General features: G+C 54.6%; 17 protein-coding genes. 4 read left to right on the top strand and 13 right to left on the bottom strand.

All coding sequences use genetic code 11. The features are described 5' to 3' along the window. Positions 1-32: 32 nt before the first annotated feature. On the bottom strand, positions 33-1,277 hold the full coding sequence (gene frsA / locus ACLHV8_RS04245) for an esterase FrsA (protein WP_134707175.1): 1,245 nt from the start codon (positions 1,275-1,277) through the stop codon (positions 33-35). A 105-nt stretch (positions 1,278-1,382) separates the two neighbouring features. Further along, positions 1,383-1,841 (bottom strand): xanthine phosphoribosyltransferase, encoded by a 459-nt coding sequence (gene gpt, locus ACLHV8_RS04240; protein ID WP_003863205.1) that lies wholly within the window; start codon positions 1,839-1,841, stop codon positions 1,383-1,385. A gap of 260 nt (positions 1,842-2,101) precedes the next feature. Between gpt and pepD the strand changes: the two genes are divergently transcribed. Continuing rightward, a complete protein-coding gene (gene pepD, locus ACLHV8_RS04235; protein ID WP_049007195.1) occupies positions 2,102-3,559 on the top strand; it encodes a cytosol nonspecific dipeptidase in 1,458 nt (485 codons plus the stop codon). A gap of 71 nt (positions 3,560-3,630) precedes the next feature. On the opposite strand, the gene dinB is transcribed toward pepD, so the two are convergent. The 8 genes from dinB to ACLHV8_RS04195 all read right to left on the bottom strand — a co-directional run bounded on the left by dinB (position 3,631) and on the right by ACLHV8_RS04195 (position 10,837). Next, the gene (gene dinB, locus ACLHV8_RS04230; protein WP_049007192.1) at positions 3,631-4,689 is read right to left on the bottom strand and encodes a DNA polymerase IV; all 1,059 of its coding nucleotides are present in this window, start codon (positions 4,687-4,689) and stop codon (positions 3,631-3,633) included. A gap of 107 nt (positions 4,690-4,796) precedes the next feature. Continuing rightward, positions 4,797-5,000, bottom strand: a complete 204-nt coding sequence (gene nqrM / locus ACLHV8_RS04225) for a (Na+)-NQR maturation NqrM (RefSeq protein ID WP_028017721.1) — start codon at positions 4,998-5,000, stop codon at positions 4,797-4,799. After that, positions 5,000-6,223, bottom strand: a complete 1,224-nt coding sequence (nqrF, locus tag ACLHV8_RS04220; protein WP_208595080.1) for an NADH:ubiquinone reductase (Na(+)-transporting) subunit F — start codon at positions 6,221-6,223, stop codon at positions 5,000-5,002. The genes nqrM and nqrF overlap by 1 nt, the downstream gene beginning before the upstream one ends. A gap of 10 nt (positions 6,224-6,233) precedes the next feature. After that, on the bottom strand, positions 6,234-6,830 hold the full coding sequence (gene nqrE, locus ACLHV8_RS04215; protein WP_023334613.1) for an NADH:ubiquinone reductase (Na(+)-transporting) subunit E: 597 nt from the start codon (positions 6,828-6,830) through the stop codon (positions 6,234-6,236). Between the two features lie 6 nt (positions 6,831-6,836). Beyond that, complete coding sequence (locus ACLHV8_RS04210; protein WP_049007189.1) at positions 6,837-7,475, bottom strand: NADH:ubiquinone reductase (Na(+)-transporting) subunit D; 639 nt, start codon at positions 7,473-7,475, stop codon at positions 6,837-6,839. Further along, on the bottom strand, positions 7,468-8,262 hold the full coding sequence (locus ACLHV8_RS04205) for a Na(+)-translocating NADH-quinone reductase subunit C (protein WP_049007187.1): 795 nt from the start codon (positions 8,260-8,262) through the stop codon (positions 7,468-7,470). Before ACLHV8_RS04205 ends, ACLHV8_RS04210 begins: the two co-directional genes overlap by 8 nt. Beyond that, positions 8,255-9,490 (bottom strand): NADH:ubiquinone reductase (Na(+)-transporting) subunit B, encoded by a 1,236-nt coding sequence (locus ACLHV8_RS04200; protein ID WP_129323778.1) that lies wholly within the window; start codon positions 9,488-9,490, stop codon positions 8,255-8,257. The genes ACLHV8_RS04205 and ACLHV8_RS04200 overlap by 8 nt, the downstream gene beginning before the upstream one ends. Positions 9,491-9,493: 3 nt before the next feature. Next, positions 9,494-10,837: a Na(+)-translocating NADH-quinone reductase subunit A gene (locus ACLHV8_RS04195; protein WP_028017725.1), complete on the bottom strand. Its 1,344-nt coding sequence runs from the start codon at positions 10,835-10,837 to the stop codon at positions 9,494-9,496. Positions 10,838-11,135: 298 nt separating this feature from the next. Here ACLHV8_RS04195 and dpaA point away from each other — a divergent pair, with 298 nt between their 5' ends. Beyond that, complete coding sequence (gene dpaA / locus ACLHV8_RS04190; RefSeq protein WP_208595079.1) at positions 11,136-11,876, top strand: peptidoglycan meso-diaminopimelic acid protein amidase; 741 nt, start codon at positions 11,136-11,138, stop codon at positions 11,874-11,876. Here dpaA and ACLHV8_RS04185 read toward each other — a convergent pair. Beyond that, positions 11,847-12,614 (bottom strand): class II glutamine amidotransferase, encoded by a 768-nt coding sequence (locus tag ACLHV8_RS04185; RefSeq protein ID WP_028017727.1) that lies wholly within the window; start codon positions 12,612-12,614, stop codon positions 11,847-11,849. The two genes, dpaA and ACLHV8_RS04185, sit on opposite strands and share 30 nt — an antisense overlap. A gap of 46 nt (positions 12,615-12,660) precedes the next feature. Continuing rightward, positions 12,661-13,239 (bottom strand): D-sedoheptulose 7-phosphate isomerase, encoded by a 579-nt coding sequence (gene lpcA, locus ACLHV8_RS04180; RefSeq protein WP_028017728.1) that lies wholly within the window; start codon positions 13,237-13,239, stop codon positions 12,661-12,663. A gap of 239 nt (positions 13,240-13,478) precedes the next feature. Between lpcA and fadE the strand changes: the two genes are divergently transcribed. Both fadE and ACLHV8_RS04170 read left to right on the top strand, forming a co-directional pair. Then, positions 13,479-15,923, top strand: coding sequence for an acyl-CoA dehydrogenase FadE (gene fadE, locus ACLHV8_RS04175; protein ID WP_028017729.1), 2,445 nt, complete (start codon positions 13,479-13,481; stop codon positions 15,921-15,923). Between the two features lie 108 nt (positions 15,924-16,031). Continuing rightward, on the top strand, positions 16,032-16,802 hold the full coding sequence (locus tag ACLHV8_RS04170) for an amidohydrolase (RefSeq protein ID WP_028017730.1): 771 nt from the start codon (positions 16,032-16,034) through the stop codon (positions 16,800-16,802). Between the two features lie 51 nt (positions 16,803-16,853). Here ACLHV8_RS04170 and ACLHV8_RS04165 read toward each other — a convergent pair whose 3' ends face one another. Then, positions 16,854-18,455 (bottom strand): gamma-glutamyltransferase family protein, encoded by a 1,602-nt coding sequence (locus tag ACLHV8_RS04165; protein ID WP_208595078.1) that lies wholly within the window; start codon positions 18,453-18,455, stop codon positions 16,854-16,856. Between the last annotated feature and the right edge of the window lie 3 nt (positions 18,456-18,458).

Below are 18,458 nucleotides of genomic sequence, written 5' to 3'. Positions count from 1 at the left end.
GTTTTACCAAACCAGCAAAATTTAGCAATCTATTAACACAATCTCTGAGCGATCCAGCGCGTGATCTCTTTCAAGGCTTTGTCAAAATTCTGATAAACCGGGCTGAACGGCACCTCAAGCAATTTACCATCCGCAGATGACGAAGTGATTAAGCGGGACTCTTCTTCCGGACTAAACGGATCGTTTTTCCAGAAACCTGATAGCATCGGTGTTGGACACCGACGTCCCAGCAGACCTTGCGTTTTTAACGAGTAACGATTGAGTTCAACGCGTAGCGCTTCGTCTGATGCATCATGCATGCCAAGACGGCTGGCCAGCACATCCAGATACATTTCGGGTACGCTGCCCTGACGTTCGGGATCGCTTAGCAACGCGTGAACGACCGGGCCAAGACAGGCGACGGCTTTCAGGCGGGATGATTCAATGTAAGCCAGACGCACCGCGACGTTCGCCCCGAAACGGAAACCAAATGCGGCAACACGGGTGTGATCTACCCAGGGAATATTCTCCAGCGCTTTTAGCGCATGCTGGTGCAGTAAACTGGAATCCTGAGTCAGTTTCCACTTGGATGAGAAGCCAATTGACGGCATATCAAGCGTTAGCATCGCGATCCCTTTTGGTGCGAAGTAACGCTCATAAAGGCTGTAATAGTCGATCTGTAGTGAATCCAGCCCGCCACACATGAGGACGGTTGGGAACGGACCTTCCCCTTCAGGCATATGCAGGAATCCGGTAACGGACGCCCCGCCAGGAATGGTGAATTCCAGCTCGCGCATCCGCCCCGGTAAGCGTTGAGCAGCCTCTTCATAGGCACGATTCGCCAGCGCCTGAGCCTGCTCAGCCAGTTCATCCCCTTTTAAATGCGGATACGCGGCAATGCCATAGAGGTTTGCAGCATGCAGCCAGTGCTTGCCGCTGATCGTGGCGTCCTCTTCCTGGCTGGCTTTTTGCTGCCAGAGCATCGCCTGTTTAGACCACTCGTAGATCCAGTTACCACCGCGGTATCCCACGACGGTATCGTAGAGTTCACTGTCGGTGCGCTCGGCGTCACTCATGACGATCCGAGCCTGCACGTCGAGAATTTCACGGGGGTCTATACCCCGCCAGATCCACATCAGGCGGTTAATCATGCGATACCAGTGGGGCACGTTTTTACCGTCTAATGCAGACTGGATGGCAGGCATGGTCCCCGGATTAAAGCGGCGCACCAGCGTCGACGTTTCGGGGTGTTTGAAACGGGGTTTGAAGAGAGTCTCGGTGAGATTCGCCTGCGTCATTACGTTGCCTCCATGAATCGTCATATAGAGACTATTGTAACGCGCGCCAGACTAAAAAAAACAACGCCCGGTATCACCGGGCGTTAAAATAATGACGGTTCGGAATTAACGACCAGAGATAGGTGGTACAAAGACCACGCCCATATCCCACGGCTGTTCAATCCAGGTGTCCTGTGGAATATCAATCACATAATCGTCAACCAGAGGGCGGCCTGCAGGCTTGGCGAAAATAGTGACGAAGTGGGCTTTTGGATACATTTCGCGAATGGCCACAGCGGTACCACCGGTATCCACCAGGTCATCAATAACGATGAAACCTTCACCGTCACCTTCCGCGCGTTTCAGCACTTTCAGCTCACGCTGGTTGTCATGGTCATAGCTGGAGATGCAGACGGTATCGACATGACGAATACCCAGCTCACGAGCCAGCAGCGCCCCCGGTACCAGACCGCCGCGGCTAACGGCAATAATGCCTTTCCACTGTTCGGAAGGCATCAGACGCGCAGCCAGTTTGCGGGCGTGAATCTGCAACATGTCCCAGGTGACGACGTATTTTTCGCTCATGTGAAGTGTCCCAGCCTGTTTTTATACGGCTTAAAAAGTGTTCGAGGGGGAAATAGGTTGCGCGAGATTATAGAGATCTGACGCACTAAAAACCAGTGTTTAGCGCCCTGAGCCCGAGTTTTTACATGCTTTATGCTACCAGCCAGCGGAGAAAGTGGTATTCTCGGTTTCATCTCGCAAGTCTGACTTGTGGTAACTATTAACCTGCTAACCCTGTGACCTGCAACCCTGTTTGCAGTGCATCGACAAGGAGACTTATCGTGTCTGAACTGTCTCAATTATCTCCGCAGCCACTGTGGGATATTTTTGCCAAAATCTGTTCCATTCCACACCCTTCCTACCATGAAGAACAGCTTGCCGAACACATTATGGGTTGGGCGAAGGAAAAAGGCCTGCATGCTGAACGTGACCAGGTTGGTAACATTCTGATCCGCAAACCAGCAACTGCTGGCATGGAGAACCGCAAACCGGTTGTACTGCAGGCGCACCTGGACATGGTGCCACAGAAGAACAACGACACCGTTCACGACTTCACCAAAGACCCGATTCAACCGTACATCGACGGCGACTGGGTGAAAGCACGCGGCACCACGCTGGGCGCGGATAACGGCATTGGTATGGCCTCTGCGCTGGCCGTGCTGGCGGACGACAGCGTTGAACATGGTCCGCTGGAAGTGCTGCTGACCATGACCGAAGAAGCGGGTATGGACGGTGCATTCGGTCTGCAGGCGAACTGGCTGCAGGCAGATATTCTGATCAACACCGACTCAGAAGAAGAAGGCGAGATCTACATGGGCTGCGCGGGCGGAATTGATTTCATCTCTACCCTGCCGCTGTCACGCGAAGCGATTCCTGCTGGCTTCCAGACCTTCAAGCTGACGCTGAAAGGGCTAAAAGGCGGTCACTCCGGCGGTGATATTCATCTGGGTCTCGGCAACGCCAACAAACTGCTGGCACGCTTCCTGGCTGGCCATGCGGCTGAGCTGGATCTACGTCTGGTAGACTTCAACGGCGGTACCCTGCGTAACGCGATCCCACGTGAAGCATTCACCACCGTGGCCGTACCAGCGGCAAAAGCGGACGAGTTGAAAAAACTCTCCAGCGTGTATCTGGATATCCTGAAAAACGAATTGTCGGCGAAAGAGAAAAATCTGACCGTGGTGCTGGAACCCGTCTCCACGGATAAAGCCGCGCTGACCGCGCAGTCCCGCGACACCTTCGTTCAGTTGCTGAACGCGACGCCAAACGGCGTGATCCGCAACTCTGACGTGGCCAAAGGCGTGGTTGAAACCTCTCTGAACGTGGGCGTGGTGACCATGAGTGACGACAGCGCAGAGATCATCTGCCTGATCCGTTCACTTATCGACACAGGCAAAGAGTACGTGGTGAGCATGCTGGAATCTCTGGGCACGCTGGCCGGTGCGAAAACATCTGCTAAAGGCAGTTACCCTGGCTGGCAGCCGGATGCAAGTTCTCCGGTGATGGCTCTGGTCCGTGAAACCTATCAGCGTCTGTTCGACAGCACGCCGAACATTCAGGTGATCCACGCGGGTCTGGAATGTGGTCTGTTCAAGAAACCGTATCCGAATATGGACATGGTCTCTATCGGGCCAACTATTACCGGGCCACACTCTCCGGATGAGCAGGTTCATATCGAAAGCGTGGGTCATTACTGGACGCTGCTGACTGAGCTGCTGAAAGCGATTCCTGTTAAGTAACTCCCTCCCCCAGCCCTCACCAAAAGGGAGAGGGTGAAAAACATAGGCCCGGTAAGTACTTCCGGGCTTTTTTACAATCCCAAAACCAGCTGCCGCTCTAACTGCGGGTCCAGCAGCGTGACGTGCAATCCCACCAGCCTCACCCCTCGCCCTCCTCTTCGTTCTTCCCATGCCTTTTTCGCCGTCGCAATGAGATCCTCTTTATTCAGACGCGGCCAAACGTGTTCCTGCGTGGTCTGCTGGAAATCGTTGAATTTTAATTTGATACCCTGACGGGCAATGAGCAGATCCGGTTTCACCTTGAGCAAGCGTCGCTCCAGCTCAGGATAGAGCTGTTCCGTAATGATGGTTTCGCATTCAGACCAGTCATGAATGTCTTCAATCAGCGTTCGCTCAACCCCAACGGATTTCCGTAGCCGTTCGCTGTTCACATCACGATCGTCAATCCCCTGGCTGCGTTCCCACAGTACGCGCCCAAATTTTCCAAAACGCTTAAGCAACATTGCCAGATCGCTTCGCTGCACATCTTCACAGGTCCGTAATCCCATACTTTCCAGCTTTGCAGCAGATACTTTTCCCACACCAGGGATTTTGCCAAGTGGCAGCGTTTTTAAGAACGCAGGCACCTCTTCCGGCGTGATGACGTACTGACCGTTGGGCTTATTTAAATCGGAGGCGATCTTGGCCAGAAATTTCACCGGAGCGACTCCTGCCGACGCGGTCAGATTTAACTCTTTGAAGATGGTCTGGCGGATTTCCTGTGCCATCAGGGTTGCTGAGCCGTGGCAGTGTACGCTGTCGGTCACATCAAGATAGGCTTCGTCCAGCGACAGCGGTTCTATCCGAGAGGTGTAGCGGGAGAAGATTTCCCGAATATGAATTGAGGCCTCTTTGTAAGCGTCAAAGCGACCGGGTAAAAGAGTGAGATGAGGGCAAAGCTTCAGGGCCATTGCGGTAGGCATGGCGCTGCGCACGCCAAATTTACGCGCAGGGTAGTTGGCGGTGCTGATAACACCACGCTGAACGCGGCTGCCGCCAATGGCGATGGGAATATCCCGCAGCGCCGGGTTGTCACGCATCTCCACTGCGGCAAAAAAGCAGTCCATATCAACATGGATTATTTTGCGCATAGTAAGCCCTCACTCATTACTGGATAAGTATACAGTAAATAAATGAGGGTTGAGAAGTGTGCGTGAGAATTGTCGGGTGGCGGTTTCGCCTTACCCAACCTACCAGATTAAATGATGCGCTGCTGCTCGCGCGCCATGCGTTTTTTACGGGCATCGCACGGTTCCGGGCAGTCGCACACCTTCTTCATCCCAATGGAAGAGATGCCGCCGCAGCTGCCCTGAAGGCTTTTCCGCTTAACGATCCAGCCTAACGACATGCCGAAGATGACAAGCACAAAAACCGCAAAGGTTGCCAGAAACGTCAGCATCATCAGCCTCCAAAGTCATCAAGCATGATGTTCTCATCTTCCACGCCAAGATCTTTCAGCATCTTAATGACTGCGGCGTTCATTACTGGCGGGCCACACATATAAAACTCGCAGTCTTCCGGCGCAGGATGCTGTTTGAGGTAGTTTTCATACAGCACGTTGTGGATGAACCCCGTATAGCCCGTCCAGTTATCTTCTGGCTGCGGATCGGAAAGCGCCACGTGGAAGGTAAAGTTCGGGTTTTCACGCGCCAGCTGTTCGAACTCATCGTCGTAGAACATCTCACGCAGCGAACGGGCCCCGTACCAGAAGCTGATTTTTCGCTGGCTACCCAGTCGTTTGAGCTGATCAAAGATGTGCGAGCGCATCGGGGCCATGCCGGCACCGCCGCCGATAAACACCATTTCCGCGTCGGTATCTTTGGCAAAGAACTCACCGAACGGACCGGAGATCGTCACTTTGTCACCAGGCTTGAGAGACCAGATGTACGAAGACATGACACCCGGCGGTGCATCCGGCACATTCGGTGGCGGCGTGGCGATACGCACGTTGAGCATGATGATGCCCTTCTCTTCCGGGTAGTTAGCCATCGAGTAGGCGCGTAGCGTTGGCTCTTTTACCTCCGATACAAAGCGGAAGAGATTGAATTTATCCCAGTCGGCGCGGTACTCATCCGGCACGTCGAAGTCAGCATACGCCACAGCGTGTTCCGGGCACTCAATCTGAATGTATCCTCCGGCGCGGAACGGAACATCTTCCCCTTCCGGCACCCGCAGCTTCAACTCTTTGATAAACGTGGCTTTGTTATCATTAGAGATAACCTCACATTCCCATTTTTTAACGCCAAATATCTCTTCCGGCAGCTCTATTTTCATGTTCTGACGTACGGCGACCTGGCAGGCCAGACGACAGCCCTCTTTTGCCTCACGCTTTGTGATATGCGCCAGTTCGGTTGGCAGGATATCTCCTCCGCCCTCTTTCACCGTAACGCGGCACTGCCCGCAGGAGCCACCGCCGCCACAGGCCGAAGAGACAAAGATCCCGTTGCCGGAGAGCGTATTCAACAGTTTATCTCCGGCGGGCGTGCGGATCTGGTTCTGCGGCTCGTCGTTAATATCAATCACCACGTCGCCGGAATTCACCAGCTTCGCACGTGCCACCAGAATAAGCCCTGACAACACCAGTACAATCAGCGTGAACATCGCCACGCCAAGCATAATTTCCATCAGTTAGCCCTTATAGCTGCACACCGGAGAAGGACATAAACCCCAATGCCATCAGTCCGGTGGTGATAAAGGTGATCCCTAAGCCACGCAGGCCTGCAGGCACGTTGGCATATTTCATTTTTTCGCGGATCCCCGCCATGGTGACAATCGCCAGCATCCAGCCAATGCCAGAACCGAAACCGTACACCACGGATTCACTGAAGTTGTAATCACGCTGAACCATAAACGAGACGCCGCCGAAGATGGCGCAGTTCACCGCGATCAACGGCAGGAAGATCCCCAGCGCGTTGTATAGCGACGGGAAATACTTATCGAGGATCATCTCAAGGATTTGCACCAGCGCCGCAATCACACCGATAAAGGTGATGAAGTTCAGGAAGCTGAGATCAACGCCTTCCACCAGCGCGCCGTCCCGCAGTACAAAGTTGTATACCAGGTTGTTGATCGGCACCGATAAGCCGAGCACCACGGTAACCGCTACGCCCAGGCCAAATGCCGTCGAGACCTTCTTGGACACGGCAAGGAACGTACACATGCCGAGGAAGAACGCGAGCGCCATGTTTTCAACAAACACCGCACGCACAAATAAACTCAGGTAATGAGCCATTGTCGGTTACTCCTTTTCCTGCTGTTCTGGTCTCAAAGTACGAATAAGCCAGATCAACAAACCGATAATGAAAAATGCGCTAGGAGCCAGCAGGAACAGGCCGTTTGGCAGATACCAGCCGCCGTTCTGCACCGTTTCCAGCACCGTGATGCCAAACAGCTTGCCGCTGCCAATGAGTTCACGCAGGAACCCCACGGTCAGCAGGATCACACCGTAGCCGAGGCCGTTACCTATACCGTCCATAAAGCTCGCCAGCGGCGGCATTTTCATAGCGTAGGCTTCCGCACGCCCCATCACGATACAGTTGGTGATAATCAGGCCGACAAACACCGACAGCTGTTTGGAGGTTTCATAGGCGAAGGCGCGCAATAGCTGATCGACCACGATCACCAGCGAGGCGATGATCGCCATCTGCACAATGATCCTCACGCTGTTGGGAATGTGATGACGGATCATGGAGATAAACATGCTGGAAAACGCGGTAACCAGCGTGACTGCCAACGTCATCACTACCGCTGTTTCCAGCTTGGTCGTCACCGCCAGAGCTGAACAGACACCCAGTACCTGCAGCGTGATCGGGTTATTGGCGATCAACGGGCCAATGAGCACCTTTTTGACTTCTTTCAGTTCACCGGTATCAGCCATTGTTCAGCGCTCCTTCACGTACGTTTTTCAGGAAAGGACCAAAGCCCAGCTCGCCCATCCAGAAATCAAAACTGTGCTGCACACCTTTTGAGGTGAGCGTGGCACCGGAGAGCCCGTCGACGGCGTAGTCGTCACCGGGACGAGCAGCCCCTTTCATTACCTTCAGCGCAGGCAGACCGTTATCGTCGAGCACTTTCTTGCCGACAAACTGTGCCCGCCAGTTAGGGTTCTCCACTTCACCGCCGAGCCCCGGCGTTTCGCCCTGGTCATAGTACGTAATGCCTTTCACAGTGCGACCATCCGTATCAAGCGCCACAAAGGCGTACATCATCGACCACAGACCGTTGCCGTAGATAGGCACTACCACTTCCTGCACCCGTTTTTGTTCATCGCGCACGAGATAGATTTCGGCAAGATTACTGCGACGCTTGATGCCAGCCGGATCCTGTGAGGCGTCCAGCGTCAGGCTCATCTGCGGGTCTTTTAATGCCAGCGACTGGTTGTATTTCGCCGGATCTTTATCCAGCAGTTGCCCGGTTTTTAAATCCACCAGACGCGCGGTAATACGCTCAGAAAAGACTGCAGAGACGTCGTCGGCATTCATACCTTCCTGCATCAGCCCGGCAACAGCCAGGATATTGCGCTGTTTATCCAGCGCGCGCTGCTCCTGCTGTCGCGGCTTTAACCCCACGGCAGAACCGGCCACCACAATGGAACAGACAAGGCAGAGCACCAGCACCACCAGCAGCGTTTTGCTGATGCTGTCGTTATTTTTAACTTCAGCCACGCGCCTTCCTCCGCTGAATATTGGCACGCACCACCAGATAATCGAAAAGTGGCGCAAACAGGTTGGCAAACAGAATGGCCAACATCATCCCTTCCGGATACGCCGGGTTGACCACACGAATCAGGACACACATCGCACCAATGAGCACGCCATAGCTCCATTTACCTTTATCGGTAAACGAGGCAGAAACGGGATCGGTCGCCATGAACATCATGCCGAATGCGAAGCCCCCCAACACCAGATGCCAGTACCAGGGCATGGAGAACATCGGATTGGTAGTCGAACCGATCACATTGAACATCGTGGCGGTCAGCACCATGCCGATCATCACACCGGCAACAATCCGCCAGGAGGCTACGCGACCGAAAAGAATGATCGCACCACCCAGCAAAATCATCAGCGTAGAGACTTCTCCAATGGAGCCCGGTATGTTGCCAATAAAGGCATCAAACCAGGTAACAGGCTGGCCTGTCGCGTTGTTAACCAGCGTTTCGCCCCCGTGTGCCGCCCACTGAGAAAGAGGTGTCGCACCGGAGAAACCATCCGCCGCTGTCCATACCAGATCGCCTGAGATTTGCGCAGGATAGGCAAAGAACAGGAACGCACGTCCCGCCAGCGCAGGGTTGAGGAAGTTACGCCCGGTCCCGCCGAAGATCTCTTTCGCAATCACCACACCAAAGCTAATCCCCAGCGCAGCCTGCCAGAGCGGTAATGTTGGCGGAACAATCAGGGCAAAAAGAATGGAAGTAACAAAGAAGCCTTCGTTGATCTCATGTTTACGGATGATGGCAAAAAGCACTTCCCAGAAGCCACCCACGATAAATACCGTGATGTAGATCGGCAGGAAGAACACCGCCCCCAGCGTCATCATGCTGACCCAGCCCGCGTCTGACGCAAAGCTCACGCCCAATGACTGCGCCAGACGGTAGTGCCAGTCAGACTGGATCACCTGCGCCAGCTGCTGAGCATCGTACAGATGATGCAGTGCAGGAATGGTCTGCAGCCCCACGTTGTACATGCCCCAGAACATGGCCGGGAAGACCGCAAACCACACCAGAATCATCATTCGCTTCAGATCGATGGCATCGCGAACGTGTGCCGCGCCTTTCGTCACCAGGCCTGGCGTGTAAAAAATGGTGGTCGTCGCTTCATACAGCGGGTAATACTTTTTGAGCTTCCCTTCGGTAAAGTGCGGCTCAATTTTTTCAAAGAGGTGTTTTAAGCCCATCGGTTATCCTTCCTGCTCAATGCGGGTTAACACCTCGCGCAATACGGGTCCGTATTCGTATTTTCCCGGACAAACATAGGTACAAAGCGCCAGATCTTCTTCGTCCAGCTCCAGGCAACCCAATGCCTGAGCGCTGTCGGTATCGCCGGCGAGCAGATCGCGCAGCAGCATGGTCGGCAGAATATCCAGCGGCATGACGCGCTCGTAGTTGCCAATGGGTACCATCGCGCGCTCTCCGCCATGCGTGCTGGTCGAGAAGTTAAAGAGTTTATGGCGCAGGAAATGGCCCAGCGTGGTCCGGGTGACGGAGTATTTTTCCGCACCGGGCAGAACCCAGCCAAACAGCTCTTTCTCGCGCCCTTCCTGCACAATGCTGACCTGCAAATGGAAACGCCCCAGATAAGCGTGCGCATTCACGGCATGGCGTCCGCTGAGAACCGAGCCGGAGATCAGGCGGTTTTCGCCCTCTTTTATTTCACCCACCAGCAGTTCATTAATGTCAGCGCCCAGCAGCGTTTTCACCAGACGCGGGTTGGCCGCTTGCGGCCCGCCGATGGCGATTACCCGTTCAGCCCTGAGTTCACCCGTGGTAAACAGCGTACCGATGGCAATAACATCCTGATAATTCAGGTGCCAGACCTGTTTCGTCAGGCTCACGGGTTCAAGAAAGTGAATATGCGTCCCGACCAGACCTGCGGGATGAGGGCCTGCAAACTCATTAAATGTCACCTGCCCCTGCGGGTGCCCACCGAGCTTACCGCCACCAGCCTGACAGACGTGGACCTTTCCTGAGGTCAGGCGGGTTAAAATAGTCAGCCCGGCATCAAAGGCTTTTCGCTGAGACAGAATAACCGGTTGCGGGTCTGCGCTGAGCGGGTTGGTGTCGATTGCCGTAACAAAAATAGCGGCCGGTTCCGTACCCGGAACAGGTGATTTGCTAAAAGGACGCGTGCGAAGCGCGGTCCATAAACCAGACGCCAGAAGCTGAGCCTGAACCGCGTCACGGCTCAGCGATGCGAGGTCTGCGGCGTCATAATGCGCAAATTCACACTGCTCATCGCCTTCAATACGGATAACCACCGACTGCAGAACGCGGCGTTCGCCGCGGTTGATCGCGACAACAGTGCCGCTTGCGGGTGCCGTGAACATGACGCCGGGATTTTTTTTGTCCTCAAAGAGCGCCTGCCCTTTAATCACGCGATCGCCCTCCTGCACCAGCATAGAAGGACGCATTCCCAGATAATCATCACCTAAAATGGCAACATGACGGACACTTGCGCCTGACGAGACGAGCTGCTCAGGCACGCCTGCAATCGGCAAATTAAGTCCTTTTTTTATTTTAAACATGTGGTTAGCAGGTTTCCATAAACAACAATCCAGTGGACGCGGAGTGTACCATTTTCACCTTCTGACGGGCAGGTAATCCGCCGTCGGGGGCGCCAAATTGCGAGCTATTGCGCAAAGTTCCTGGCGCAAACGCGATTGTGATGGTTTATAAAGTAAAACTAATTTGTAAACTCACCGCCCGGCTCTTGCGAAAATCTCTGGCGGTGCTAATGTGAGCGCTCCTAACAGAATAATCTGATTTCGGGTCTCTTTTGCCGTCCTGGCAAGTTGGTCATGGTTTTATCAAGGAACTAGTAGTATGCGTAAAATCGCATTGTTCATTGCGATGCTTCTGATTCCGTGCATGTCGTTTGCCGGGCTGCTCAGCAGTAATAGCTCAACGACGCCGATCAGCAAAGAATATAAACAGCAGTTAATGGGATCGCCGGTTTATATTCAGATCTTCAAGGAAGAGCGCACTCTCGATCTGTTTGTAAAAATGGGCGAGACTTATCAGCTGCTTGATAGCTACAAAATTTGTAACTACTCCGGCGGGCTGGGGCCAAAACAGCGTCAGGGCGATTTCAAAAGTCCGGAAGGGTTTTACAGCGTTCAGCGTAACCAGCTCAAACCTGACAGCCGCTTCTATAAAGCCATTAACATCGGCTTCCCGAATGCCTATGACCGTGCTCACGGTTATGAAGGTAAATACCTGATGATCCACGGTGCCTGCGTGTCTATAGGCTGTTATGCGATGACCGATTCCGGCATTGATGAGATTTTCCAGTTCGTGACGGGCGCGCTGGTCTTTGGGCAACCTAACGTTCAGGTCAGCATCTATCCGTTCCGCATGACCGATGCCAACATGGCACGCCACAAGTACTCTTACTACGCGGATTTCTGGAAACAGCTGAAACCTGGTTACGACTACTTTGAGCAGACCCGCAAGCCACCAGTGGTCTCTATCGTAGATGGCCGTTACGTGGTCAGCAAACCGCTGAGCCACGAAGTCGTCCATCCACAACTGGCGTCAAATTACACGGTCCCCGAGACAAAATAGCACCCACTCGCCTGGCATAATCTTTTGCCAGGTTTCGTTGCCCGTCAGCGGCTGCGTTGCAATGACAGTGACCACATCGTTCGGTGTGGTCTCCTTCTGAAAATCAATCTCCACATCCTGATCGAGCAAGGTCGCAACGCCAAACGGTGCGCGACGGGTGATCCAGAACAGATTTGTCGAGCAGAACGCCATCACATATCGCCCGTCAGAGAGCAGCATGTTAAACACGCCTTTTTCGCGTAGCTCCGACGCCAGCGTCGCGATGTATTTAAACACGGCGGCCATGTTACCTGGCGTGCGGGGATAGCGCTCCGTCAGCTTGTGCAGTAACCAGCAGAAGGCTTTTTCACTGTCGGTTTCGCCAACCGGGCGGAAATTGCCCGTCTCCAGAGATTTATAACCCGTGAGTTGCCCATTGTGTGCATAGGTCCAGTTACGGCCCCACAGTTCACGGGTAAACGGATGGGTATTTTCCAGCGCCACTTCGCCACGGTTTGCCTGGCGGATGTGGGCAATCACCGAACAGGATTTAATGGGATAGTCCTGCACCAGTTTAGCGATCGGTGAGTTAAAGCTGGGTTGTGGATCTTTGAACGTGCGACACCCTTTGCCTTCGTAGAAAGTGATGCCCCAGCCGTCTTTATGAGGCCCGGTTCCTCCACCACGCTGAACCAGCCCGGTGAAACTAAAGCAGATATCGGTTGGCACATTGGCGCTCATCCCGAGCAATTCGCACATACATCACCTCCACAACAGCGGGGGCAATTCAGCCCCCAGCGAAGTCTTACTTAACCATCTCTTTTTCGATCAGCTGGATCAGGATATGGATCACTTTGATGTGAATTTCCTGAATGCGGTCAGCATAACCGAAGTGCGGAACGCGAATTTCAATATCCGCCGTACCCGCCATTTTACCGCCATCTTTACCGGTCAGGGTGATAACCTTCATACCCTTCTCACGCGCTGCGGCAATCGCTTTGATCACGTTGCCAGAGTTACCAGAGGTAGAGATACCCAGCAGCACGTCACCTTCACGTCCGACCGCTTCAACATAGCGGGAGAAGACGTAGTCGTAACCAAAATCGTTGCTCACGCAGGAGATATGGCTCACATCAGAGATCGCAATCGCGGGATAGCCCGGACGGTTTTCGCGATAACGCCCGGTCAGCTCTTCTGCGAAGTGCATAGCGTCGCAGTGGGAACCGCCGTTACCGCAAGAGAGCACTTTGCCCCCGGCTTTGAAACTGTCGGCCAGCAGGACCGCCGCGCGCTGAATAGCGTGAATATTGGCATCATCTTTCAGAAAGTTAGCCAGCGTTTCCGCCGCTTCGTTCAGTTCGTTACGAATAAGATCCTGGTACATGAGGATAATCCTTCAGTATTGATGAAATAACACAGTGGAGTGTACCGGATAGCGGGAAAAGCGAGAAGCTAAAGCCATACGAATCGCTCGGCGTTTTGATTTTTTGTGCCGGCTAAAACACGAACAATGTGAACCAGGTTGTAATTATTTTGTAAACACATTGCTAAAAGAATTCACATCAACTACAACCATATCATCACAAGTGGTCAGACCTCCTACAAGCAAGGGAGCTTTTCTTTATGATGATTTTGAGCATTCTCGCAACCGTTGTTCTGCTCGGTGTGTTGTTCTATCACCGTGTAAGTTTATTCCTGAGCAGCCTGATTCTTCTGGCCTGGACGGCTGCACTTGGCGTCGCAGGTCTCTGGAATATCTGGCTTTTAGTCCCACTCGCTATCATTCTTCTGCCGTTTAACTTTGCCCCGATGCGTAAATCCATGATTTCTGCCCCGGTGTTCAAAGGTTTCCGCAAAGTGATGCCGCCAATGTCGCGTACTGAAAAAGAAGCGATTGATGCGGGCACCACCTGGTGGGAAGGCGACCTGTTCCAGGGTAACCCGGACTGGAAAAAGCTGCATAACTACCCACAGCCACGTCTGACTGCTGAAGAACAGGCCTTTATTGACGGCCCTGTGGAAGAAGCGTGCCGTATGGCAAATGATTTCGCCATCACCCATGAAATGGCCGATCTGCCGCCAGAACTGTGGGCGTACCTGAAAGAACATCGCTTCTTCGCGATGATCATCAAGAAAGAGTACGGTGGTCTGGAATTCTCCGCTTACGCTCAGGCCCGTGTCCTGCAAAAACTGGCTGGCGTCTCTGGGATCCTGGCCATCACTGTCGGCGTACCTAACTCCTTAGGCCCGGGCGAACTGCTGCAACATTACGGTACGGAAGAGCAGAAAGATCACTACCTGCCGCGCCTGGCACGCGGTCTGGAAATCCCTTGCTTCGCGCTGACCAGCCCGGAAGCGGGCTCCGATGCGGGTGCGATCCCGGATACTGGCGTGGTTTGCATGGGTGAATGGCAGGGTGAGCAGGTGCTCGGGATGCGCCTGACCTGGAACAAGCGCTACATCACGCTGGCACCTATCGCCACCGTGCTCGGTCTGGCGTTTAAACTCTCTGACCCGCAGAAACTGCTGGGTGGAGAAGAAGATCTGGGCATTACCTGTGCGCTGATCCCAACTTCTACCCCAGGCGTTGAAATTGGTCGTCGTCACTTCCCACTGAACGTGCCGTTCCAGAACGGTCCAACGCGTGGCCAGGATATCTTTGTACCGATTGATTACATCATCGGTGGCCCGAAAATGGCCGGTCAGGGCTGGCGTATGCTGGTGGAATGTCTGTCTGTAGGTCGCGGTATTACCCTGCCGTCAAACTCCACTGGTGGTCTGAAATCTGTGGCGATGGGGATTGGTGCGTACGCTCACATCCGCCGTCAGTTCAAAATCTCCATCGGCAAGATGGAAGGTATTGAAGAACCGCTGGCACGTATCGCGGGTAACGCCTATGTGATGGATGCCGCAGCTTCCCTGATTACCTACGGCATTATGCTGGGCGAGAAACCAGCTGTACTGTCCGCAATCGTGAAGTACCACTGTACTCACCGTGCGCAGCAGTCGATCATTGACGCGATGGATATCGCGGGCGGTAAAGGCATTATGCTCGGCGAAGGTAACTTCCTCGCCCGTGGTTATCAGGGCGCGCCTATCGCAATCACCGTTGAAGGGGCGAATATTCTGACCCGCAGCATGATGATCTTCGGTCAGGGCGCCATTCGCTGCCATCCATACGTGCTGGAAGAGATGGCCGCTGCGCAGAACAACGACGTAGATGCCTTCGATAAGCTGCTGTTCAAACATATTGGTCATGTGGGTAGCAATAAGATGCGCAGCTTCTGGCTCGGTCTGACGAATGGCCGTACCAGCGCTACGCCAACCGGTGATGCGACGAAACGTTACTATCAACAGTTGAACCGTCTGAGCGCCAACCTGGCTCTGCTGTCTGACGTTTCTATGGCAGTGCTGGGCGGTAGCCTGAAGCGTCGCGAACGTATCTCTGCACGTCTGGGAGACGTGCTGAGTCAGGTGTTCCTGGCCTCTGCGGTCCTGAAACGCTACGACGATGAAGGTCGTCAGGAAGCGGATCTGCCGCTGGTCCACTGGGGCGTACAGGATGCGATGTATCAGGCAGAACAGGCCATTGACGATCTGCTGGCGAACTTCCCGAACCGTTTTGTGGCCGGAGCCCTGCGCGTGGTGATCTTCCCGACCGGTCGTCATCACCAGGCACCATCCGACAAGCTGGATCACAAAGTAGCGAAGATCCTGCAGGTTCCGAGCGCAACCCGTTCACGTATCGGTCGTGGTCAGTATCTGGCTCCAACCCCGCATAACCCGGTGGGTCTGCTGGAAGAGGCGCTGCTGGACGTGATGGCTGCCGATCCGATTCATCAGAAGATCTGCAAACAGCTGGGCAAAAACCTGCCGTTTACCCGTTTGGACGAACTGGCAAAACAGGCCCTGGCGGGCGGTATCATCGATAAGGATGAAGCTGCAATCCTGGTGAAAGCTGAAGAGAGCCGTCTGCGCAGTATCAACGTGGATGATTTCGAACCGGATGAGCTGGCGACGCAGCCGGTAAAGCTACCGGAGAAACACCGCAAATCTGAAGCTGCATAAGGCGTTTCGCTTGCACAAACCCCGCCATGCGCGGGGTTTTTTATTGCCACATTTTCTCGTTATGTCGTGCTACAGTGTCAAAAAGTGGTCGTTTGAGGAGTCTGAATTGTGCCTGGTCTGAAGATTTCGATTTTGCAGCAACCGTTAGTGTGGATGGATGGCCCCGCCAACCTGCGTCACTTTGATCGTCAACTGGAAGGTATTACCGGGCGTGATGTGATTGTCCTGCCGGAGATGTTCACCACCGGCTTCGCAATGGAAGCGGCTAAACAGTCTATGCCGCAGGAAGAGGTAGTTGCCTGGATGCATGCCAAAGCGCAGCAGACCAACGCGCTGATCGCGGGCAGCGCCGCCCTGCAAACCGAGCGCGGGCCGGTGAACCGCTTCCTGCTGGTTGAGCCAGAAGGGAAAGTGCATTTTTACGACAAACGCCACCTGTTCCGTATGGCGGATGAACATCATCACTATGAAGCCGGAAACGAGCGCGTGGTGTTCGAATGGCGCGGCTGGCGAATTCTGCCGCTGGTCTGCTATGACCTGCGCTTCCCGGTGTGGTCACGCAACCGCAACGATTACGACGTAGCGCTGTATGTCGCCAACTGGCCTGCGCCACGCTCCCTCCACTGGCAGTCGCTGCTGGTGGCGCGTGCGATTGAGAACCAGGCATACGTGGTGGGCTGTAACCGCGTGGGGACTGACGGCAACGGACATCACTATCGTGGCGACAGCCGGGTGGTGAACCCGCAGGGCGAGATCATTGCCACCGCCGAGCCACATCAGGCGACGCGCATTGATGCCGAGCTGTCGCTGACGGCACTGAAGGAGTATCGGGAGAAGTTTCCGGCGTGGCAGGATGCGGATCCGTTTAGTATTGGGTGAAATTTTCCTCTCACCACCGCCCTCTCCCATTGGGAGAGGGCGGATAAAACATTAACTCACTAATGCCTGCCCGTCTTTGCGGCTTTCCGTCGCGGCAACGTAATGCCCTTCCGGCAGACGGTAAATCACCTGCGCACCGCCAAAGTTGTAATCCTGAAGCGGATCTTCTACCACGATCTGATGCCCGCGTTCGCGTAGCGCCGCAATCGTGTTGCGATCGAACGTCGACTCAACGATCACCTCTCTCCCCTGCACCACGCGCCAGCGCGGCGCGTCGATAGCTGCCTGCGGGTTTTGTCCGTGCAGCATAATGCGCAGCGCCATCTGCATGTGCCCCTGCGCCTGCATTGGCCCGCCCATCACGCCGAATGACATCAGCGGTTTTCCCTTACCGTCCATCGCAAAGCCAGGAATGATGGTGTGGAACGGACGCTTGCCGCCCGCCAGCGCGTTCGGGTGATTCGGATCCAGCGAAAAACCACAGCCGCGATTTTGCAGGCTGATCCCCGTGTCCGGCACCACAATCCCGGAGCCAAAGCCCATATAGTTAGACTGAATAAACGAAACCATCATGCCGTTGGCATCCGCTGTGCTGATGTAGACCGTCCCGCTTTGCGTCGGCGAACCATAGACGAAATCAGAGGCGTTATTCTGATCGATAAGCGCTGCACGCGATTTCAGATAGCTATCGCTCAGCAGCGCTTTGGCAGCGAATTCCATGTGCTCTTCATCCGCCACGTAGCGATCAAGATCGGCCAGCGCCAGTTTCATTGCTTCAATAGACAAGTGCAGCGCCTGAACGGAATCCGGGTGGTGTTTTTCGATACCGCACTGCTCCAGAATGCCGAGCGCAATCAGCGTGGCGATCCCCTGCCCGTTTGGCGGCAACTCCTGCACCGAACCGCCCGCAAAATCACGTGACAACAGTTCAACCCAGTCTACACGATGGTTTGCCAGATCGTCGGCGGTAAGATGTGCGCCATGTTCTTTGGCAAAGCCGGCAATTTTCTGCGCCAGCTCGCCGTGATAAAACGCTTCGCCGTTGGTTTTGGCAATCAGCTCCAGCGAGTTTGCCTGCGCCGGGTTACGGAATATTTCGCCAATGCGCGGGGCGCGTCCCTCAGGGGCAAAACACGCACTAAAGCCCGGCTGGTCTTTCAGCTTGTTGTAGCCCCGTTGCCACAGATGACCAATCAGCGGAGAGACCGGAAAACCGTTGCGCGCGTAATCAATCGCAGGCTGTGCCAGGGTGGTCAGCGGCAGCGTGCCAAAGCGTTCCGCCAGTGCGACCCAGCCGGATACCGCGCCCGGCACGGTCACTGCGTCCCAGCCAATTTCCGGCACCGCGGTTTTGCCAGCAAACAGATCGGCATGCCAGCTGGCAGGTGAGCGGCCCGATGCATTAAGGCCGTGGAGCTTTTCCCCATCCCAGACAATGGCAAAGGCATCGCTACCAATACCATTCCCTGTGGGCTCGACTACCGTCAGCGCCATCGCCGTAGCAACGGCCGCGTCGACGGCATTACCGCCCAGTTGTAACATGCGCATCCCCGCCTGTGCCGCCAGCGGCTGCGAGGTAGCAACGGCATTATGCCCCATCATCGGTGGGCGTCGTGAATCATAACCGGATGTGAAATCAAGCGCTTTGGTCATCAT

This window comes from Enterobacter sp. CPE_E863, from assembly GCF_046521465.1.
Classification (GTDB): Bacteria; Pseudomonadota; Gammaproteobacteria; order Enterobacterales; family Enterobacteriaceae; genus Enterobacter; species Enterobacter adelaidei.
This window is presented reverse-complemented; position numbering and strand designations above follow the sequence as displayed.